This is a genomic window from Acidovorax sp. FG60, from assembly GCF_057808995.1.
In genome coordinates this window covers 211,223-231,939 of record NZ_JBMDJC010000002.1, presented here as the reverse complement: position 1 = coordinate 231,939, position 20,717 = coordinate 211,223, and the positions used below count along the sequence as shown (strand labels likewise).

The 20,717-nt window shown below is 65.9% G+C and carries 18 protein-coding genes; 5 read left to right on the top strand and 13 right to left on the bottom strand.

The window, feature by feature from the left end:
- Window positions 1-126: 126 nt before the first annotated feature.
- From ACODS0_RS03865 to ACODS0_RS03855, 3 genes are read left to right on the top strand one after another with little or no spacing between them, the layout of a single operon-like run.
- On the top strand, window positions 127-1,194 hold the full coding sequence (locus tag ACODS0_RS03865) for an HlyD family secretion protein (RefSeq protein WP_488832942.1): 1,068 nt from the start codon (window positions 127-129) through the stop codon (window positions 1,192-1,194).
- Complete coding sequence (gene rbbA, locus ACODS0_RS03860; RefSeq protein WP_488832941.1) at window positions 1,191-3,962, top strand: ribosome-associated ATPase/putative transporter RbbA; 2,772 nt, start codon at window positions 1,191-1,193, stop codon at window positions 3,960-3,962. Before ACODS0_RS03865 ends, rbbA begins: the two co-directional genes overlap by 4 nt.
- Window position 3,963: 1 nt before the next feature.
- Window positions 3,964-5,097, top strand: a complete 1,134-nt coding sequence (locus ACODS0_RS03855; protein WP_488832940.1) for an ABC transporter permease — start codon at window positions 3,964-3,966, stop codon at window positions 5,095-5,097.
- Window positions 5,098-5,155: 58 nt separating this feature from the next.
- Here ACODS0_RS03855 and ACODS0_RS03850 read toward each other — a convergent pair whose 3' ends face one another.
- Complete coding sequence (locus tag ACODS0_RS03850; protein ID WP_228895741.1) at window positions 5,156-6,430, bottom strand: amidohydrolase family protein; 1,275 nt, start codon at window positions 6,428-6,430, stop codon at window positions 5,156-5,158.
- 125 nt (window positions 6,431-6,555) lie between these two features.
- Here ACODS0_RS03850 and ACODS0_RS03845 point away from each other — a divergent pair, with 125 nt between their 5' ends.
- The gene (locus tag ACODS0_RS03845; RefSeq protein WP_488832937.1) at window positions 6,556-6,948 is read left to right on the top strand and encodes a VOC family protein; all 393 of its coding nucleotides are present in this window, start codon (window positions 6,556-6,558) and stop codon (window positions 6,946-6,948) included.
- Between the two features lie 64 nt (window positions 6,949-7,012).
- On the opposite strand, the gene ACODS0_RS03840 is transcribed toward ACODS0_RS03845, so the two are convergent.
- The 7 genes from ACODS0_RS03840 to ACODS0_RS03810 all read right to left on the bottom strand — a co-directional run bounded on the left by ACODS0_RS03840 (window position 7,013) and on the right by ACODS0_RS03810 (window position 14,214).
- Window positions 7,013-7,750, bottom strand: coding sequence for a helix-turn-helix domain-containing protein (locus ACODS0_RS03840; RefSeq protein WP_488832935.1), 738 nt, complete (start codon window positions 7,748-7,750; stop codon window positions 7,013-7,015).
- 14 nt (window positions 7,751-7,764) lie between these two features.
- The gene (locus tag ACODS0_RS03835) at window positions 7,765-8,238 is read right to left on the bottom strand and encodes a hypothetical protein (RefSeq protein WP_488832933.1); all 474 of its coding nucleotides are present in this window, start codon (window positions 8,236-8,238) and stop codon (window positions 7,765-7,767) included.
- Window positions 8,235-9,158 (bottom strand): ABC transporter permease, encoded by a 924-nt coding sequence (locus ACODS0_RS03830; protein WP_055396734.1) that lies wholly within the window; start codon window positions 9,156-9,158, stop codon window positions 8,235-8,237. The genes ACODS0_RS03835 and ACODS0_RS03830 overlap by 4 nt, the downstream gene beginning before the upstream one ends.
- 114 nt (window positions 9,159-9,272) lie before the next feature.
- Complete coding sequence (locus ACODS0_RS03825; protein WP_488832932.1) at window positions 9,273-10,334, bottom strand: ABC transporter permease; 1,062 nt, start codon at window positions 10,332-10,334, stop codon at window positions 9,273-9,275.
- Window positions 10,335-10,353: 19 nt separating this feature from the next.
- Window positions 10,354-11,898, bottom strand: coding sequence for an ABC transporter ATP-binding protein (locus tag ACODS0_RS03820; RefSeq protein WP_488832930.1), 1,545 nt, complete (start codon window positions 11,896-11,898; stop codon window positions 10,354-10,356).
- A gap of 201 nt (window positions 11,899-12,099) precedes the next feature.
- A complete protein-coding gene (locus ACODS0_RS03815; protein WP_121506208.1) occupies window positions 12,100-13,065 on the bottom strand; it encodes a 5'-methylthioadenosine/S-adenosylhomocysteine nucleosidase in 966 nt (321 codons plus the stop codon).
- A 138-nt stretch (window positions 13,066-13,203) separates the two neighbouring features.
- Window positions 13,204-14,214, bottom strand: a complete 1,011-nt coding sequence (locus ACODS0_RS03810) for a BMP family protein (RefSeq protein WP_121420318.1) — start codon at window positions 14,212-14,214, stop codon at window positions 13,204-13,206.
- Window positions 14,215-14,580: 366 nt separating this feature from the next.
- On the opposite strand from ACODS0_RS03810, the gene ACODS0_RS03805 reads away from it, so the two are divergent.
- Window positions 14,581-15,120 (top strand): hypothetical protein, encoded by a 540-nt coding sequence (locus ACODS0_RS03805; protein ID WP_199731217.1) that lies wholly within the window; start codon window positions 14,581-14,583, stop codon window positions 15,118-15,120.
- Between the two features lie 63 nt (window positions 15,121-15,183).
- On the opposite strand, the gene upp is transcribed toward ACODS0_RS03805, so the two are convergent.
- From upp to ACODS0_RS03780, 5 genes are all read right to left on the bottom strand, one after another.
- Window positions 15,184-15,831 carry a uracil phosphoribosyltransferase gene (gene upp, locus ACODS0_RS03800; protein WP_121420316.1) on the bottom strand — a complete coding sequence of 216 codons (648 nt, stop codon included), beginning with the start codon at window positions 15,829-15,831 and terminating at the stop codon, window positions 15,184-15,186.
- A gap of 182 nt (window positions 15,832-16,013) precedes the next feature.
- Entirely contained in the window at window positions 16,014-17,006 is a 993-nt protein-coding gene (locus ACODS0_RS03795; protein WP_488832928.1) for a threo-3-hydroxy-L-aspartate ammonia-lyase, read from the bottom strand.
- 144 nt (window positions 17,007-17,150) lie between these two features.
- Window positions 17,151-17,993 (bottom strand): enoyl-CoA hydratase-related protein, encoded by an 843-nt coding sequence (locus tag ACODS0_RS03790; RefSeq protein WP_488832926.1) that lies wholly within the window; start codon window positions 17,991-17,993, stop codon window positions 17,151-17,153.
- A 166-nt stretch (window positions 17,994-18,159) separates the two neighbouring features.
- On the bottom strand, window positions 18,160-18,966 hold the full coding sequence (locus ACODS0_RS03785) for a glycine-rich domain-containing protein (protein WP_228895725.1): 807 nt from the start codon (window positions 18,964-18,966) through the stop codon (window positions 18,160-18,162).
- Window positions 18,967-19,156: 190 nt separating this feature from the next.
- On the bottom strand, window positions 19,157-20,677 hold the full coding sequence (locus tag ACODS0_RS03780) for a helicase HerA-like C-terminal domain-containing protein (RefSeq protein ID WP_121506211.1): 1,521 nt from the start codon (window positions 20,675-20,677) through the stop codon (window positions 19,157-19,159).
- Window positions 20,678-20,717 lie beyond the last annotated feature (40 nt).

Here is a 20,717-nt window from a genome sequence, read left to right as displayed (position 1 = left end):
CCGGTGCAGGCCGGATGTTGGGGGGACGATTGATGCAGGTCAAGAGAGGGCGTGCTGCAGCTTGGGGCAACGTGGAGTGCAAAGCTACCATCCCCCGATGGGCCCATGTGCCCACAAGGATGGACCATGAGCAAGCAATGGAAGATCGCCGCGGCCCTGGCCGTGGTGCTGCTGGGGGGATGGCTGCTGCTGCGCTGGGCGCCCTGGCAGGCCCAGGGGCCAGGCCCCGGTTTTGTGAGCGGCAACGGCCGCATTGAGGCCACTGAGATCGCCGTGGCCACTAAGCTGGCGGGCCGGGTGCTGGAGGTGCTGGTGGCCGAGGGCGACTTTGTGAAAGCGGGACAGCCCCTGGCCCGCATGCAGATCGACGGCCTGCAGGCCCAGCGCGAAGAGGCCGTGGCCCGGCTGCAGCAGGCGCAGCTGGCCATCAGCAGCGCCCAGGTGCAGGTGGCCCAGCGCGAAAGCGACTACCAGGCTGCGCTGGCCGTGGTGGCCCAGCGCGAGAGCGACCTCGACACTGCCCGCCGCCGCCTGCCGCGCTCTGAGCAGCTGGCGCGCGAAGGCTTTTTCTCCAGCCAGTTGCTCGACGATGACCGCGCCAAGGTGCGCAGCCAGCAGGCCGCTGTGACCGCTGCCAAAGCACAGGCCAAGGCCGCACAGGCGGGTATTGGCGCGTCCCGGACGCAGGTGACCAGTGCCGAGGCCAACGTGCGCGCGCTTCAGGCCACGCTCGCACGGATCGATGTGGAGCTGGCCGACAGTGAACTCAAGGCCCCGCGCGACGGCCGCGTGCAGTTTCGCGTGGTGCAGCCCGGCGAGGTGGTGGGCGCGGGCGCACGGGTGCTGCAGCTGGTGGACCTGAGCGACGTGTACATGACCTTCTTCTTGCCAGAGACCGTGGCGGGTCGCGTGGCGCTGAGCAGCGAGGTGCGCATCGTGCTCGATGCTGCGCCGGGCTTTGTGATTCCTGCAGAAGTCTCGTTTGTCGCCAGCACCGCGCAGTTCACCCCCAAGACGGTGGAGACCGCCAGCGAGCGCCAGAAGCTCATGTTCCGCGTGCGGGCCCAGATCGACAAGGCGCTGCTGCTGCGCCACCAGGACCAGGTCAAGACTGGCCTGCCCGGCGTGGCCTGGCTGCGGGTGGACCCTGCGGTGGAGTGGCCTGCAGAACTCGCCGTCAAGGCCGGTCAGTGAACCCCTCTGACAGCGTGGCACTGGTGGCCCGCCTGCGTGGCGTGGGCCAGCGCTACGGGCGCACGGTGGCGCTGGACGGTATTGACCTGGAGATCACATCAGGCCGCATGGTGGGCCTGATCGGGCCGGACGGCGTGGGCAAATCCAGCCTGCTGGCACTGGTGGCGGGCGCACGGGCGGTGCAGCAGGGCACCGTGGAGGTGCTGGGCGGCGACATGGCCCAAAGCCGCCACCGCAGCCGGGTGTGCCCCCGCATCGCCTACATGCCGCAGGGCCTGGGCAAGAACCTGTACCCCACGCTGTCGGTGGAGGAGAACCTGCAGTTTTTTGGCCGCCTGTTCGGGCACGACGCGGCCGAGCGGCGCCGCCGCATTGATGAACTCACGCGCAGCACGGGGCTGTATCCGTTTCTGGCGCGGCCAGCGGGCAAGCTCTCGGGCGGCATGAAACAAAAGCTGGCCCTGTGCTGCGCACTCATCCACGACCCGGATTTGCTCATCCTGGACGAGCCCACCACCGGCGTGGACCCGCTGGCGCGCGCCCAGTTCTGGGACCTGATCGGCCGCATCCGCGCCGCGCGGCCCGGCATGAGTGTGATCGTGGCCACGGCTTACATGGAAGAAGCCCAGCGCTTTGAATGGCTGGTGGCCATGGACGAAGGGCGCATTCTGGCCACCGGTACGCCTGCCGAGCTGATGGCCCGCACCGGGCATGATGCGCTGGAGCAGGCCTTTGTGGCCCTGCTGCCCGAGGCCAAGCGCCGGGGCCACCAGGCGGTGCAGATTCCGCCGCTGGACCGGTCGCAGGCGGATGACGCCGCCAATGTGGCCATCGAGGCGCGCGACCTCACCATGCGGTTTGGCGACTTTGTGGCGGTGGACCATGTGAGCTTTCGCATTCAGCGCGGCGAGATTTTTGGCTTTCTGGGCAGCAATGGCTGCGGCAAGTCCACCACCATGAAGATGCTCACCGGCCTGCTGCCCGCCAGCGAAGGCCAGGCCTGGCTGTTTGGGCAGCCGGTGGACCCCAAGGACATGGCCACGCGGCGGCGGGTGGGCTACATGTCGCAGGCGTTTTCGCTGTACAGCGAGCTGTCGGTGGAGCAGAACCTGGTGCTGCATGCCCGGCTGTTCCACGTGCCCGAGGTCGAGGTGCCCGCGCGCGTGGCGGCCATGCTGGAGCGCTTTGACCTGCAGGCCGTGCGCAGTTCGTTGCCCATGAAACTGCCGCTGGGTATGCGCCAGCGCCTGTCGCTGGCCGTGGCCATGGTGCACCAGCCCGAGCTGCTGATTCTGGACGAGCCCACCTCGGGCGTGGACCCCATGGCGCGCGACAACTTCTGGCGCCTGATGGTGGAGCTGGCGCGGCGCGACAAGGTCACCATCTTCATCTCCACCCACTTCCTGAACGAGGCCGAGCGCTGCGACCGCATTTCGCTGATGCACGCGGGGCGGGTGCTGGAGAGCGCGGCGCCGCAGGAGATCGTGGCCAAGCGGGGTGCGGCCACCTTGGAAGAGGCCTTCATTGGCTACCTGGAAGACGCTGCTGGCACCGCGCCGGCCCAGGAACCTGCTGCGGCTACGGCACCGCCCACCCCATCACCTGGGCACGCACCCAACGCCCCCACCTGGCCCACCCGCCTGCGCCAAAGCCTGGCCCGCATCCACAGCACCCAGTGGCGCGAAGCGCTGGAGCTGCGCCGCGACCCGGTGCGGGGCGCCATGGCGCTGCTCGGCTCGCTGATCCTGATGTTCGTGATGGGCTACGGCATCAGCATGGATGTGGAGAACCTGCGCTTTGCCGTGCTGGACCGCGACCAGACCGCGCTGAGCCGAGCCTATACGCTGAACCTGGCGGGCTCGCGCTACTTCACCGAGCAGCCGCCGATCACCACCTATGCCGAGCTGGATGCGCGCATGCGCTCCGCCGAGATATCGCTGGCGCTGGAGATCCCGCCCGGCTTTGCCCGCGACGTGGCACGCGGCCAGCCGGTGCAGATCGGCGCCTGGGTGGACGGCGCCATGCCGCAGCGCGCCGAAACCGTCATCGGCTACGCCCAGGGCCTGCACCAGCAATGGCTGGTGGAGCAAAGCCGCAGCCGCACGGGCGTGGTGCCCCGGGGCCTGCTGGAGGTGGAGCCGCGCTACCGCTACAACCCCGACGTGCGCAGCCTGCCGTCCATGGTGCCTGCCGTGATCCCGCTGCTGTTGCTCATGCTGCCCGCCATGCTCACGGCCCTGGCCGTGGTGCGCGAGAAGGAGCTGGGCTCCATCATCAACCTGTATGTCACGCCGACCACACGCACCGAATTCATGCTGGGCAAGCAGCTGCCCTATGTGCTGCTGGCGCTGTTCAACTTTGGCCTGATGTGCCTGGCAGCGGTGACGGTGTTTGGCGTGCCGATGACGGGAAGTTTTGCCACGTTGACATTGGCCGCCGTGGTGTTCAGCCTGTGCTCCACGGGCATGGGCCTCCTGGCCTCCACCGTCACGCGCAGTCAGATTGCGGCGATGTTCTTTGCCATGGTGGGCACGATCATTCCGGCCGTGCAGTTTGCGGGGCTCATCAACCCCGTGTCGTCCATGACGGGCTTTGCGCGCTGGTTCGGAGAGGCCTATCCGGCCAGCCACATGTTCACCATCAGCCGGGGCGTGTTCAACAAGGCGCTGGGCCTGCAGGATTTGCAGGCCGAGTTCTGGCCCATGCTGGTAGCGGTGCCGGTCATCGTCGGCACCGCCATCCTGTTGCTACGTAAGCAGGAGACCTGACATGGCGCTGAGAGGTCGTTGGTCGAACGTTTTCAGGTTAGGCATCAAGGAACTATGGAGCCTGTGGCGCGACCCGGCCATGCTGTTCCTCATCGTCTACACCACCACGCTGGCGGTGTACTCGGCGGGCATGGCACAGCCTGAGACGCTGTACCACGTGCCCATTGCCATCGTGGACGAGGACGATTCGGCGCTGTCCCAGCGCATCGCCACGGCGTTCTACGCGCCCCAGTTCACGCGCCCCGCCATGATCAGCATGCGCGAGGTAGATCCGTTGCTGGATGCTGGCCGCTTCACCCTGGTGCTGCATATTCCCGCCCATTTCCAGCGCGACGTGCTGGCGGGCCGGGTGCCGCAGGTGCAGCTCAACATCGACGCCACGCGCATGGGGCAGGCGTTTGCGGCCAATGGGGCGGTGCAGCAGATTGTGCAGCTGGAGGTGGCGGAGTTCGTGCAGCGCGACCGCCCCGTGGCCGAGCAACCCATCGAGCTGACGGTGCGCTCGCGCTTCAACCCGGCGCTCAACCCTGCGTGGTTTGGGTCGCTGATGGAGTTGATCAACATCGTGACCATGCTCTCCATCATCCTCACCGGCGCCGCGCTGATCCGCGAACGCGAGCATGGCACGGTGGAGCACCTGCTGGTCATGCCTGTCACCCCGGGCGAGATCATGCTGGCCAAGGTCTGGGCCATGGCGCTGGTGGTGCTGGTCGCTACCTGGGTGTCGCTCACGGCGGTGATCCGCTGGGCGATTGGCGTGCCCGTCGAGGGCTCGGTGCCGCTGTTTCTGCTGGGCGCCACGCTGCACCTGTTTGCCACCACGTCCATGGGTATCTTCATGGCCACGGTGGCGCGCAGCATGCCGCAGTTCGGGCTGCTGATGGTGCTGGTAATGATGCCGCTGGAGATGCTGTCGGGCGGCATGACGCCCCGCGAGAGCATGCCCTTGTGGGTGCAGTACGTGATGGCGCTGGCGCCCACCACGCACTTCACCGAACTGGCCCAGGCCATCCTCTACCGGGGCGCGGGCTGGGCGGTGGTGTGGCCGTCGCTGGTGTGGCTGCTGGGCATTGGGGCGGTGCTGTTCAGCCTGGCGCTGGCGCGGTTTCGCAAGACGATTGCGCGCATGGCGTAGATGCTTGGGATACTATTGAATTTGTAGCATGTTGCGCTTGTTGGATAAGCGCCAGGGGCTAATTGGACGTGAAATCCACGCTGCAGGGCCGCCCCGGCAGGTGCAGTTGCGCCACGGGTGCCGGGCTGCTGGCGAGCCGCTGGCCCCGCCGCCACACGCCCAGGCGGGTTGCCCGCAACGCAATGGCCTCGACGGGGGTGCGTGCGTGCAGCAGCACGAAGTCGGCATGGCAGCCGGGCGCAATGCCATAGCCCTCCAGGCCCAGCAGGCGCGCGGGGTTCACCGTCACCGCATCAAAACACTGCCGCATCGCAGCCTGGCTGGTCATCTGCCCCACGTGCAGGCCCATGTGCGCGGCCTCCAGCATGTCGGCGCTGCCGCCGCTGTACCAGGGGTCGAGCACGCAGTCGTGGCCGAAAGCGACGGTGAGACCCGCAGCCATCAGCTCGGGCACGCGGGTCATGCCCCGGCGCTTGGGGTAGGTGTCGTGGCGGCCCTGCAAGGTGATGTTGATGAGAGGGTTGGCCACCACGCCCAGATCGGCCTCGGCCATCAGGGGGATGAGCTTGCTCACGTAGTAGTTGTCCATGCTGTGCATGGAGGTGAGATGCGAGCCCGTCACACGGCCGTGCAGGCCCAGGCGCTGGGTTTCAAAAGCCAGGGTTTCGACATGGCGCGAGTGCGGGTCGTCGGATTCGTCGCAGTGCATGTCCACGCGCTTGCCGCGTTCGGCGGCCAGCTCGCAGAGGATCTTCACGCTCTCGGCCCCCTGGGCCATCGTGCGTTCGAAGTGAGGAATGCCGCCCACCACGTCCACGCCCATATCCAGAGCCCGTTTCAGGTTGTCGAGCCCGCCCGGCGCGCGCAGCACGCCGTCTTGCGGGAAGGCCACGAGCTGCAAATCCAGGTAGGGCGCCACGCGCTGTTTCACATCCAGCAGGGCCTGCACGGGCAGCAGGCTGGGGTGGCTCGTGTCCACGTGGCTGCGAATGGCCAGCAGTCCGCGCGCCACGGCCATGTCGCAATAGCGCAGGGCGCGCTCTACGATGGCCTCGTGCGTCAGCGTCGGCTTGAGCTCGCCCCACAGTGCAATGCCTTCGAGCAGCGTGCCACTCTCGTTCACGCGCGGCTGGCCGTAGCTCAGGGTCGAATCCATGTGGAAATGCGCATCCACAAACGGCGGGCTGACCAGCATGCCCGCAGCATCCACCGTTTCGTGCGCGGGGGCTTGCAGGCCTTCGGTGACTTCGGTGATGCGGCCGCCCTGCACGGCAATCGACATGTTCTGGCGGCCGTCGGGCAAGGTGGCGTGGGTGATGAGCAGGTCGAGCATGGCGTGGGCGGTTCAGGTCGTAGTGTCGGGTTTTTTCAAGACGTGAGCGGGCTCTGTGCCTAAGCTCTGGGTCTCGCTTTGCGCATCAACGTTTTAGCGCATCCATTCTTACAAAGGCAGCTCTCATGCAATTTGGCTACACGATTCTCTACGTCGAAGACGTTCCAAAAACCATCGCTTTTTACGAAGCTGCCTTCGGCTTTGCTCGCCGCTTTGTGCACGAGGCAGGCGACTTTGGAGAGTTGGACACCGGAGCCACCGCACTGGCCTTCTCGTCGCTGCGGCTGATGGCCGAGCTGGGCAAGAACCCGCAGCGCACGTCGGCCGATGCGCCCAGTTTCGAGATCGCGTTCACCACGGCCGACGTGGCCGCCGCTGTGCAGCGCGCGGTGGATGCCGGTGCGCGCCTGGTGCAGGCGCCGGAGCAGATGCCCTGGGGCCAGACCGTGGCCTATGTGGCGGATATCAACGGGGCGCTGGTGGAGCTGTGCACGCCTGTGGCGCCCCCGGCCGCTTGAACTGCAGGGATCACTTCGGCTTGGACAGCGTCGCTCCGTCATCGGCGCTGGGTTCACCCAAAAATCAGCCATAGCCCGCCTGCGCCACCGTGGCCAGCAATTGCGGTGTGCCGCGCAACGCCGCAGGTGTTTGCCCTAGCCAGCGCAGGCAATCGCGGCTGAAGTGCGCCTGGTCGGCAAAGCCGTGATCCGCCGCAATTTCGGCCAGCGGCTGCACAGTGCCCAAGGCCTGTGCTGCTCTGCGCACGCGGGCCAGGGCGCGCCAGAAGCGGGGCGTTTGGCCGGTGGTACGTTGGGTCAGGCGCTCCAGGCTGCGCTCTGAGACTCCCAGGCTGTGCGCCGCCGCGCCCACGGTGCGGCAATGCGCCAGCGAGCGGAGCGCTTCTTGCGCACGCGGGTCCGCGCGGGTGTGCTGGTCGATGGCTTCCAGCAACAAGGCTTCCGGCGCCGTTGTGCCACCACCGGCCAAGCTGAAGGAGGGCCGCCCTGCGCGGTGCTGGGCCTGCTGCCAGATAGCTTGTGCAGACCTCAACAAGGCTGGTGTGTCAATGCGGGTGCCCGGTACAAGGCGAAAGCCCAGCCATTGTTCGCCCGCACGCCCCGGCACGACCATTGCGGCATCGGCCAATGCAGAGATATGCCAGGCAGACTGGCCGCGCGCATTGGTATGCAGGATGAGGTCGCTGCAGCCATCGGGCAACACCGTGGTGGGGTTGGCGTCAATCGTGTCGAACTGCCAACGCGCCAGTACCGTGGGTGGCAGCGCAGGTGGTGCGATGGGATGAAGCGGCGTGGCGGGCATGGTTGGCAGGGGGCTCAACGCCTTTGGTTGGTGCGAAAACGCACATCGCCTGGCTTGTGCCCTGCATCGATGGTGATGCGGAAAGCACGGTCTCCATGGCCCGACTCCGCCCGGGCCGTGAAACGAATGCCTCGGCGCGTGGCCTGGCAGTTCATTTGGCTCAGCGTGAGGGAGGCGTGGTCGTTGTTGATCTGCGCAAAGCTCTCGGAGTGGACCTCTGTGGCACTGTCGGTGCCGTCGCGAACGATCCACTGCAGGTACAAGAACGACTGCGCGTAGCGTGTGGCGTGCACGATGCGATACATGCCGCGGCTTTCTCCGGGCTGCTCGGGCGCGGGCCACTGGCCACAGACCTTGATCCAGTCCACATCGGGTGCAGTGGCAAAGGACTCATACGGCATCTCCATCCCCAGTGCGTGGGCCTGGCCCGCGCAGGCCAGCACAGCCGGGGCCAGCCAACGGACAAAAGTATGTGGAACAAGCTTCATCGCTCTCCCTTGCGATACGGCTTCATCAGCGCCTGCGGATACGCCGCCTTGCGCGCCACCAGCACCAGCGCCAGGATCGACAGCAGGTAGGGCAGCATCAGATAGACCTGGTACGGCAGCCATGCATCCCCCGCCTGCTGCAGCCGCAACTGCAGTGCATCAAAAAACGCAAACAGCAGCGCACCCAGCAACGCCTTGCCGGGCCGCCACGACGCAAACACCACCAGCGCCACGCAGATCCAGCCCCGGCCGTTGATCATGTTGAAGAAGAACGCGTTGAACGCCGACAGCGTGAGGAACGACCCCGCCACGCCCATCAACGCCGAGCCCGCCACGATGGCGCCCGTGCGTGTGGCCGCCACCGAGATGCCCTGGCCTTCGGCCGCCTGCGGGTTCTCGCCCACCATGCGCACGGCCAATCCCAGCGGTGTGCGCAGCAGCACCCAGGCCAGCAGCGGCACCAGCAGTAGGGCCAGCAGCGTGAGCGGCGTCTGCGCAGACAGGATGGGAATGCCCAGCCACTCCATCGGCGCAAACGGCTCGATGGTGGGTGGTGTGTTCACTTTGGGGAAGCTCACGCGATAGCCGTAGTAACTGAGCGCCGTGGCCAGCAGCGTGATGCCGAGCCCCGACACATGCTGCGACAGCGCCAGCCCCACGGTCAGCCAGGCGTGCAATAGCCCGAAGACAGCGCCGGTGAGCGCCGCCACCAGCACCCCGGTCCACAATCCATGGCCTGCATACACCGTGAGCCAGCCGGTAAAGGCCCCGGCCACCATGATCCCTTCAATGCCCAGGTTGAGCACACCCGCGCGTTCGCACAGCAGCACCCCCAGCGTGCCCAGGATGAGCGGCGTGGCCACGCGCAGGGTGGCGATCCAGAACGCGGGGTTGGCGAGGATGTCGAGCAGTTCTGTCATGTGCTCGCCTCAGTGCTGGTTACTTTGATTTTGATAGCTGCTAGCGCTCGATGGATAAGCGCTAGAGGCCAATTTGGCATGAAATTCTGGTGCGCGTGCTTGTTCATGGTGCCCTCATTTCCGCCGCACACGGTATTGCGTGAGAAGCCCGGCGACCAGCACCGCGATCAGCGAGGTTGCCACGATCACATCCGCAATGTAGGTCGGCACGCCCACCGCACGGCTCATGCTGTCGGCACCCACCAGCACGCCCGCCACAAAGGTGCCCGCCGCAATCACGCCCAGCGGGTGCAGCCCCGCCAGCATGGCGATCACGATGCCGCTGTAGCCGTAGCCGGGCGACATGTCGAGCGTCACATACCCAGTGCGGCCCGCCACCTCGATGGCACCCGCCAGCCCCGCCAGCCCGCCAGAGAGCAGGGCGACCAGAACGACAGTGCGGGTGATGGGCACGCCCGCAAACGCGGCCGCTCGCGCATTGGCCCCGGCGGCGCGAATGTCAAACCCCGGCACCGTGCGCGCCAGCAGCGCCCACAGCATCACTGCCAGAGAGATGGCCCACAGCAGCCCCGTGTGCAGCCGCGTCTGCGGCACCAGCTTGGAAAGTTCCAGCTCGCCCTGCAGCGCCACACTCTGCGGCCAGCCCATGGAAAGCGGGTCTTTCATCGGGCCATCGAGCAGGGCCGACACCAGCAACAGCATGATGAAGTTGAGCAGCAGCGTGGTGACCACCTCGTCCACCCCCAGCTGCGCCTTCATCAGCGCCGGGCCCAGCAGCAGCGCGGCCCCGGCCAGCGCAGCCGCCAGCATCATGAGTGGGAAGAGCAGGTAGGGCGACCACTCCAAGCCCGTTCCGCCGTGCATGCCGCCCACGGCCACGGCGGCCAGCGCGCCTGCATAGAGCTGGCCTTCAGCCCCAATGTTGAACAGCCGGGCGCGGAAGGCCACTGCGGCCGCCAGCCCCGTCAGGATCAGCGGCGTGGCGCGGGTGAGGGTTTCGGTCAGTGCGAACACTGAGCCGAACGCGCCTTGCAGCAGCAATGCATAAGTCTGGCCCACCGGCGCACCGGCCCACAGCACCAGCAGGGCGCTGACGATCAATGTGAACACCACGGCGCCCACCGGTGCCAGCACATAGGCGGCGGGGGAGGTTTGGTTGCGTTTTTCGAGTCTCATGGATTTTTCTTGTTGTCGCTCAGTGGGTCGCACCGGCCATGGCAAGGCCGATGGCTTCGCGCGTCCAGTCTTCTGCGGGCCGGGCCTCGCTCAAGTGCCCGTCGTGCATCACTGCCACGCGGTCACCCAGCGCCAGCACTTCGTCCAGGTCGTCGGAGATCAGCAATACCGCAGCACCACTGTCGCGAGCGTTGATGAGCTGCTGCTGCACAAACATCACCGCGCCAATGTCCAGCCCCCAGGTGGGCTGGTGGGCCACGATGAGCTGGGGGGCGGGCGCGGTGTTGCCCGCGCCATTCTGTGGCGGCATCAGCGCCCGGCCCAGGATGAGCTTTTGCATGTTGCCGCCCGACAGCGACCGCGCAGGCGCATCCGGCCCGCCGCCGCGTACGTCAAAAGTCTTGGCCACCCGCTCGGCATGCTGTCGTGCAGCGCCGCGCTTGATCCAGAAGGCGCGGAACCACGGGTGCGCAAACCAGTGGCTGCGCAGGCGTTCGGAAACCGCGTTCTCCCACACCGGCAAATCGCCCACCACGCCCACGGCGTGCCGGTCTTCGGGGATGCGGGCCACGCCTTGGCCGACCAGCCACGCGGGCCGGGCTGGCAGCGGTGCGCCACGCAGCATGACTTGGCCTGATGTGGTGTTGCGCACGCCGCACAACACATCGGCCAGCGCCACCTGGCCATTGCCGCTCACGCCTGCAATCGCCACGATCTCGCCTGCGCACAGGGCCAGGGACACATCGTTTAACCGGTCGCGCCCGGTGGGGGCTGTGCTCACGTGGGTCAGGACGCAGATGGGCTCGCCCACATTCTTTGCGGGGCGGCGCTTGGCGGCTTCGATGGCATGGCCCACCATCCATTGCGCGAGCTGCCCCTGGGTAGTGCCCTGTGCAGGCGCCTCGGCCACCAGCTTGCCCTGGCGCAGCACGGCCACGCGGTGCGATACACGCAGCACCTCGCCCAGCTTGTGGCTGATGAAGATGATGGACAGGCCCTGCGCCACCATCTGCGCCAGGGTGTCGAACAGCGCCTCGCTCTCCTGCGGGGTGAGCACGGCGGTGGGTTCGTCCAGGATCAGGATGCGGGCGCCCCGGTAGAGCGCTTTCAAAATTTCGACCCGCTGGCGCTCGCCTACCGAGAGACCGCCGACCTTCGCATCGGGGCTCACTGGCAGGCCAAACTGCTGCGAAACGGCCAGCAGCTTGGCCCGCGCTTCGCTGCGGCGCGAGAAGGGCTGCCACAGCGGCTCGCTACCCAGCAGCACGTTGTCCAGCACCGTGAGGTTGTCGGCCAGCGTGAAGTGCTGGTGCACCATGCCAATGCCCGCCGCCAGCGCCGCGCGCGGTTGGCCGGGCGGCAGGGGCTGGCCGAAGACTTCGATGCTGCCTTCGTCGGCCACGTAATGCCCGAAGAGGATGGACATCAGCGTGGACTTGCCCGCGCCGTTTTCGCCCAGCAGGGCCAGTACCTCGCCACGTGCGAGGGTCAGGCTGATGCTGTCGTTGGCGACGAGCTTGCCGAAGCGCTTGGTGATGTGGGTGAGGCGCAGGACAGGGGGCATGTCAGTCCTCCACCATGCCGCGCGCTAGCTGCCGTTGGCTTTCGCTCCCTCTCCCCTCGCGGGAGAGGGTGGGGGAGAGGGGGCGAGGCTTACGTACCCAGCGCGGCGCCGGTTTCCAGCTTCCCCCTCTCCCCAACCCCTCCCCCGCGAGGGGGGAGGGGCTACCGGCGCATCGCGAAGGCCGTTGTATGTTCATCGCGCTCACTTCCACGCTGCCAGAAACGCGCGCAGCACCTTTGCCGAATTCGCCGCCGCCAGGCCCATGAAGGTGCCCATTTCGTTCTCACCCTCGCCACCTCCCGCCAGATCGCTCAGCGAGCGGAACGCGATGTAGGGCACGCCGTTGCTGTGCGCCACCATGGCGGTGGCGGCGGTTTCCATGTCGAGCACGTTGGCCTCGAAGGTCTTGAACGCGTATTCGCGGAAGGCCTTGTTGTCCACAAAGGCCTGGCCCGATACGCCGTTGCCGCCCACCACCAGTTGTGGGCGCTGCTTCAGGCAGGTGGCGGCCAGGCAGTGTTCCAGGCCCACGTTCTGCAGGCTGCGGGCGGTGGCCAGCATCTTCGGGTCAGCTTCAAACCAGAACTTTTTGGAGAGCTTGGGCTGGGCTGCCGAGCGCACTTCGACCGGGCGCGGGTGCATCATGCCGAAGGCGGGCATCGTCAGCTCGCTTTTCATCCAGGCGGGGGCGCTGTACTGGCCGGGTTTGTCTTCACGCGCCATCAGCCATTCCATGTACTGGCCCCACTGCGCGGGCACCGTGACGTCACCAATGTGCAGGCTGGGGTTGACGCCGCCCGCAATGCCGCTGAAGACCACATGGCTCACATTGAAGCGGTCCAGCACTAACTGCGTGTTCATGGCCGCGTTGGTCATGCTGATGCCGGAGAGGAAGACCACTACAGGCTTGCCCTCCAGCGTGCCGGTGGTGAACTCCACGCCGTTGATGCTGTGTTTGGCGGCCTGCTGCACCTGGGGCAGCAGCACGGTCAGTTCGGGGGCGAAGGCAGAGATGACGGCGATGCGGGGCGTGTCGTCCAGCCGCACCACCGTCTTGCCGGGCGCGGTGGCGGCACAGCCTGCCACCACGGCGGCGAGGGTGAGGGCGCCCAGCAGGCGTGTGCACCGGGAGATCAGGGAGGGCTTGGCGGCGGGGAGGGATTGCATGGGTGTGGTGCCTCGTCAAAGAAAAACAGCGGTGCGCGCAGTCAACGCGAAAAACAAACAGGCCACCGCTTTGCTGGGGTGGCCTGTGCACAGACTGGAACAGGGGCGGGCAGGGTGGGTGCCCGCCACATTCAGTGCTTACTTGGCCGTCGATTTCGGCTGGCTGTCGTCTACCTTTACGGTGAACTTACCCGCCAGGATGTCGGCCTCTTTCGCCTTGACTTTGGCCACGATGTCGGCGGGCACCTTCTTCTCAAACGTGCCCAGCGGCGCGAGTTCAGAGCCCTTGTGCTTCATCATCGAGTACGGGCCGTAGTCTTCGGCGGTGAACTTGCCTTCCTTGACCAGCTTGAGCGCACGGTCGATGCTGGGCTCCATGTGCCAGATGGCCGATGCCACTACCGTGTCGGGGTACTGCGGCTGGGTGTCGATCACGTTGCCGATGGCGAGCTTGCCCTTTTCCTTGGCCGCGTCACTCACGCCAAAGCGCTCGGCGTAGAGCACGTCGGCGCCTTTGTCGATCATTGCAAAGGTGGCTTCCTTGGCCTTCGGCGGGTCAAACCAGCTGTTGATGAAGGTGATGGTGAACTCGACCTTGGGATTGGTCTCTTTGGCGCCCGCCATGAAGGCGTGCATCAGGCGGTTGACCTCGGGGATGGGGAAGCCGCCCACCATGCCTATCTTGTTCGTCTTGGTCATGCCGCCCGCGACCATGCCGCTGAGGTACGCGGGTTCCTGGATGTAGTTGTCGAACACGCTGAAGTTGGGCGCCTGCGGCTTGCCGGAGGAACCGAGCAGAAAGGACGTTTTGGGGAAATCCTTGGCCACCTTGCGGGCGGCGGCTTCCACCGCAAAGGCTTCGCCTAGGATGAGCTGGTTGCCGCCGGTCGCGTATTCGCGCATCACCCGCTCGTAGTCGGCGTTGCTGACGTTCTCGCTGGCTTTGTATTCGATCTCGCCACGTGCTTCGGCGGCTTTCAGGGCCTTGTGGATGCGGCTGACCCATTGCTGCTCGAAGGGCACCGTGTAGATCGCCGCGACCTTGAGCTTGGACTGCGCTGTGGCCAGTGATGGTGCGAGCGTCAGGGCTGTGGACAGGGCCATGGAGGTGCAGAGCAGGCTGCCAGTGAAGATGCGGCGAGTGGTCATGGTTGGGGTCCTTGTGAAATGCAACAAAAGGGGATGTGCGCTCGGGTCCAAGCAATAAGTATGCACACAAAGGGCATGGCGGTATCTTGATTGCAAGATGCAAGCGTTAAAACATTGTGTTTCGGTAGCCCCCGAAGTTCGCAAGCCCATCGCTGTCGAGCGTATTTCTCGCACTACCATCCTGCGCTCGAATGAGGGCGTCTGGACCGGCTGGCTGGTACGAGACGGCGCGGGGAGTTTTCAGGTGTCCCTTGAATTCGTTGGATGGATGCCGGGGGCGGCGCTGAAGACGGGGCCTTGCGAGGTTCCCCTGAACTCGCCCGAAGCGCTTGTGTGTGACTACAAAATGACTTGGGAGGGATTCTTGTGAAAGCATTGATGGCAGTGGCAACCGCAATGACGTTGGTCGGGTGTGCTTCGGTAACGAACGACACCACCCACGGCGTCCGCGTGGATACAAGGCAAAAGAGTGGCGCGGTGGTAGCTGGCGCCGACTGTGTGGCAACTAATGACTATGGATCGACAAGCTTCAAGTCTGGTGGCACGCAGGCACTGCGCCGTTCAGCGGGCGATATGACGATCGTCTGCACGAAGAATGGAGAGCAGCCAGCCAACGCACGCTTGATATCCCGCCCCAATGGCGGGATGGCGGGGAATATCGTCCTTGGCGGCGTCATCGGCGCAGTGGTGGACCATAACCGTGGTACAGCCTACACCTACCCGACCTGGGTGGAGCTGGTATTTGGCGAGTCGCTGGTGTTCGACCGATCGCTTCAGACCGGGGATGCCGTGGTGAAAGGCCTAGCGGCTGGCTCGGTTACGGCAAAGGCAAACGCACCCGCGCCCGGCCGTTCGAACACAACCTCGCACCAGTGCATGCAGCAACTCCCTGGAGCCATCTGCTGAACTGCGGTACCCGCAGTATCAAAAAAGCCCCGCATTTGCGGGGCTTTTTTGCGGGTGCGTGGCCTATTTGGTGCCAAAAATCCGGTCGCCCGCATCGCCCAGGCCTGGCAGGATGTAGCCGTGGTCGCTCAGCTCGCGGTCGATGGCGGCGGTAAAGATCGGAACGTCCGGGTGGGCCTTTTGCATGGTGGCGATGCCTTCGGGCGCGGCCAGCAGGCAGACGAACTTGATGGAGCGGGGGTTGAGCTTTTTCAGGCGGTCTACGCAGGCGGAGGCCGAGTTGCCGGTCGCCAGCATGGGGTCCACCACGATGATGTCGCGCTCGTCCATTTCGGACGGCATCTTGAAGTAGTACTCCACGGGCTGCAGCGTGGCCGGGTCGCGGTACAGGCCGATGTGGCCCACGCGGGCGCCGGGCACCACGTTGAGCATGCCATCCAGGAACCCGTTGCCCGCGCGCAGGATGGAGACCAGCACCAGCTTCTTGCCGTCGATGACCTTGCCGGTCATGGTCTCCAGCGGGGTTTCAATCTCGATGTCCTGCAGCGGCATGTCGCGCGTGACTTCATACGCCATCAGCGTGCTTAGCTCCCCCAGCAAGCGACGAAAGCTGTTGGTGCTGGCGTCCTTTCGGCGCATGAGCGTGAGCTTGTGCTGGACGAGGGGGTGGGTGATGACGGTGACGTTGTTGTTGGTGCTGGCAGTGCTCATGGCGAGGCCTATGGTCTACAGGTAGAAATGAAAGGGGTGGCGGTATTTTGACGGTACTTGCGCCAGCGCCCGTAAAAACTGGCGCGGCCCAGGCCAGTGGACGCCGTGGAACTGGCTTCGCCAGGCCACTGGCGGCGTCCCCTTGAGGGGAAGGCGCCGCAGGCGACTCAGGGGGGCGCGGGCTAGTCCGCCAGAAACCGCGCATAGCGCGCCAGGTCAACGTTGCCGCCGCTGATGAGAACGCCCACGCGCTCACCGTGCAGCAGCTTGCCTCCGTTGTCAGCGCCAGAGAAGGCCTGCGCACCCGCATAGGCCAGGGCGCCGGTGGGCTCCACCACGATCTTCATACGCTCGGCATAGAAGCGCAGGGATTGCATGAGCTGTTCGTCGCTCACGCTGATGATGTCTTCGGCATGGTCGCGGATGATGGGGAAGGTGAGCTCGCCCAGCGCCTGGGTTTGCGCGCCGTCGGCGATGGTGTGGGGCGTGGGGATGCGGACGATGTACCCGGCGCGCAGCGACTGCTGGGCGTCGTTGCCGGTTTCGGGCTCGACGCCCACCACGCGGCACTGGGGCGCCAGGGCCTGCGCGGCCAGCAGGCTTCCGGCCAGCAGGCCGCCGCCGCCTACGCAGACGAACAGGTAGTCCAGGTCGGGCACTTCTTCAAACAGTTCCTTGGCAGCGGTGCCCTGGCCTGCAATGACGTGCGGGTGGTCGAACGGCGGTACCAGCGTCATGCCGCGCTCCAGCGCCAGGTGGCGGCTGATGGCTTCGCGGTCTTCGGTGTAGCGGTCGTAGGTGACGACCTGGGCACCATAGGCCCGTGTGGCCGCCATCTTGGAGGCGGGCGCGTCTGCGGGCATGACGATGACGGCGGGCATGTCCAGCATGCGGGCCGACAGCGCGATGGCCTGCGCGTGGTTGCCGGCCGAAAAGGCCAGCACGCCGCGCTCGCGCTGCTCATCGGTGAACTGGGCCAGGGTGTTGAAGGCGCCCCGGAACTTGAAGGCGCCGGTGCGCTGCAGGTTCTCGCATTTGAAGAACAGTTGCGCACCCAGCAGGTCATCGGCGGTGGTGGAGCGCAGCACCGGCGTGTGGTGCGCCATGCCCTTGAGCCGGTGCGCGGCGGCGGCCACGTCGTCGTAGGTGGGCGGGGTGAGGCTGGGCAAGGTCATGGCGGCATCCCTGGTGGCGGGGCAAACGCTTGCCCCTTCAGCCCTGGGATGATAGCGGGTTGCCGCGTGGTTTCAATCCAAAATGGCCTTACGCGCTTGTGTGGCAAGCGCGAGCAGCTATAGATTTTGATGGTTGATGGCGGGTCAGCCCAGCTCGCTGAACCGTTGCAGCGGCGTCAGTGCCGGGAAGTCGCCCGCGCGCTTTTGCTTCATCGCCGTGACCGACTCGCGCACATGCTGGTTGCTCCAGATGGCGCCTTGCAGCCAGCCCATCTGGCGCAGGCTGTCTTCCACCGAATGGTCGCGGGCGTAGTTCACGGCCTGTTTGGTGCCCCAGATGGCCACGGGCGGCTTGCTGGCGATCTCTTGCGCGCACTGCAGCGCGGCGGCAAGCATTGCTTCTTGGGTCTCGAACACTTCGTTGACGAGGCCGTAGCCCAGGGCCTTGGCTGCGCTCAGGCGGCGGCCGGTGTAGGCCAGCTCTTTCACCACACCCAGTGGGATCAGCTTGGGCAGGCGCTGCAGCGTGCCCACGTCGGCCACCATGCCGATGTTGATCTCCTGGATACAGAAGAACGCATCCTGCGTGGCGTAGCGGATGCAGGCGGCCGTCACCATGTCCACCGCGCCCCCGATGCAGCCGCCGTGGATGGCCATGATGACGGGGATGCGCAGGCTTTCGATGCGGGTGAAGGTGGCCTGCATGTCGGTCAGCAGGTCAAAGATGGCGGCGCGGCCTTCAGGGCTCTGGTCGTCCATGGTGATGGCGCCGCCAAAGGTTTCGAGCGCCATGCCTGCGCTGAAATGTTTGCCGGTGCTGCTGATGACCAGCGCCCGCGTTTCGCCCGCCTTGTTGAGCTGGGCCAGCACCTCGTCCAGCTCGCGCCAGAAGGTGGGGTGCATGGTGTTCATGGCCTCGGGGCGGTTCAGCACCAGATGGGCCACGTGGTCGGTGATGCTGAGGGAAAAGCAGGTGAGGGTGTTCATGGGGTGCCACTGTAGACCGGTGAATGCAGGTCGGGTCGTCGCCTGGGTGACTCTGAGCTATTTTGGCTGCCAGCGCTTATCTGATAAACGCTGGCAGCTATGAAAACAGGAGTACTTTTGCGCGCGTTCGGCAGAACGGGCGGCGGACGTCTATAGGCACAGTCTGTCAATCGCCGCCCCCGCCACCACAGCCGCCGCCATCCCCTCCGCCGTCGCTTCCACCTCCATCCGAGCTTTCGGCGCCGCCAAAGTCGCCCGAGCTGCCGCTGTAGCTGCCGTCCGAGAAGCTGGTGCCGCAGTAGCTGTCTCCACCACTGCCACCCGCGTCGCTCTTGCGGGCGATGTCGGAGCAGTCGGGCACGTAGGAGAAGCCGCCGGCAATGGCGAACTTGGCATCCAGCGCAAACAGCAGGGGCAGGCGGCTGGGGGCCTTGGGGTCGATGGACTCCTCCTTGCATACCCAGTACCAACAGCGGCGCAGGCCATCGTTGTGGCGCGCCTTTTTACCCAGCGCCTCGGCGGGTGTGTGGTGCAAAAAGAAGCCCAGGGCGTTGTGGCACCAGGCTTTGTAGGCCTGGGTGTGCAGGATGAACTCATGCCACAGCGCGTCGACCGCCTTGGAGGGCATGGCCACAAACTGTTTGTTGCCGCGCAGGCAGGCCATGAAGAACTGGCGCAGGCCGCGTTCGACCAGCTCGCAGTCGCGGGTGCTCAGGTGGGGGTAGGTTTCGCGCAGCTTGCGCTGCAGAAAGCGGGGCAGGGGGGCCTCGCGGATATAGCGCTGGCGGACCGCGTTGGTCCACTGGATCACCAGGGCGGTGATGATGACTGTGGCCAAAAAATACAGAATCCAGGGCCACCGCAGGCGCCAGGCGCCCGCGAAGATCCCGACGATGGCGGCCACCCACACGGCAATCGCCAGCAGCACGACCTTGCTTCCCCACCACAGCAGAACGTTTTCGATGCGCTTCATCGTCCCTCCTTTTTTGTTGTTGTGTGGCGATTTCACGGCTGTTTGGTGACTGATTGATGACACTTTGGGTGGTGTCGCCAGATGGTCACGCGGGGGCTACCCCCAGCACCATCGCATGCCGAAGCTGCCGTGATGGGGCCGCGCTTGGAGGCGCTGAGCAGGGGGGGCGGAATCTGTGCCCCCCTTGCGTTCAACGCCGCTTGCTGCCGCCGAAGATGCTACCCAGCACCCCGCGCAGGATTTCCTTGCCGATGGTGGTGCCCATGGTGCGCACCGCCGACTTGGCCATGGTCTGGGCCAAGCCGTCGCGTTTGCCGCCGCGCGGACCGGTGCTGCCAAACAGCACGTCATTGAGCCCGCCCATCAGGCCGCCGCCGCTGTCTTCCGTGTTGGCGGGTGCACCTTTGCCATTGGCAGGTGCCTGCGCACTGGCTTCGGCGGCGCGGCCCTTGAGTTTTTCGTAGGCGGACTCGCGGTCCACCACCTTTTCGTACACGCCCGCCACCAGCGAGTTGGCCACCAGCACCTGGCGCTGCTGCGCTGTGATGGGTCCGAGCTGGCTGCCGGGCGGCAGCACGAACACGCGCTCGGTGATGCTCGGTCGGCCCTTGGCATCCAGGAAGCTCACCAGCGCCTCGCCCACGGCCAATTCCGTGATGGCGGTCTCGATATCGAGGCCCGGCTTTTGCCGCATGGTGGTGGCCGTGGCCTTCACGGCCTTCTGGTCACGCGGGGTGAAGGCGCGCAGCGCGTGCTGCACGCGGTTGCCCAGCTGGGCCAGCACGCTGTCGGGGATGTCCAGAGGGTTCTGCGTGACGAAATACACGCCCACGCCCTTGGAGCGCACCAGCCGCACCACGAGTTCGATGCGCTCGATGAGCACTTTCGGCGCCTCGTTGAACAGCAGGTGGGCCTCGTCGAAGAAGAACACCAGTTTGGGCTGTTCGGGGTCGCCGATCTCGGGCAGTTGCTCGAACAGCTCAGACAGCATCCAGAGCAGGAAGGTGGCGTACAGACGCGGCGAGTTCATGAGCTTGTCGGCCGCCAGGATGTTGACCACGCCGTGGCCGTCCACCGTCTGCATGAAGTCCTGGATGTTGAGCATGGGCTCGCCAAAGAACTGCGTGCCGCCCTGCTGCTCAATCTGCAGCAGCCCGCGCTGGATGGCGCCCACGCTGGCTGCGCTGACGTTGCCGTATTCGGTCGTGAACTCCTTGGCGTTGTCACCCACGTACTGCAGCATGGCGCGCAGGTCTTTGAGATCCAGCAGCAGCATGCCGTTGTCGTCGGCGATCTTGAACACCAGGTTGAGCACGCCCAGCTGGGTTTCATTCAGGTTGAGCATGCGGCCCAGCAGCAGCGGGCCCATGTCCGACACCGTGGCGCGCACAGGGTGGCCCTGTTCGCCAAATACGTCCCACAGCGTGGTGGGGCAGGCCAGGGGGGCGGGCAGGGGAAGGCCCCGCTCCTTGAGCACGGCGGCCAGCTTGTCGCCAATCTTGCCCGGCTGGCTCGCGCCCGTGAGGTCGCCCTTCACATCGGCCATGAATACCGGCACACCGATGCGCGAGAAGTTTTCGGCCAGGGTCTGCAGGGTCACGGTCTTGCCGGTGCCGGTGGCGCCGGTGATGAGCCCGTGGCGGTTGGCCAGGCCGGGCAGCAGGTGGCATTCGATGGTGTCGTGCTTGGCAATCAGGAGGGGTTCGGCCATGGCGGAGGTTCCGGGTGGAGTCAAAAGTAAAATCGCGGTC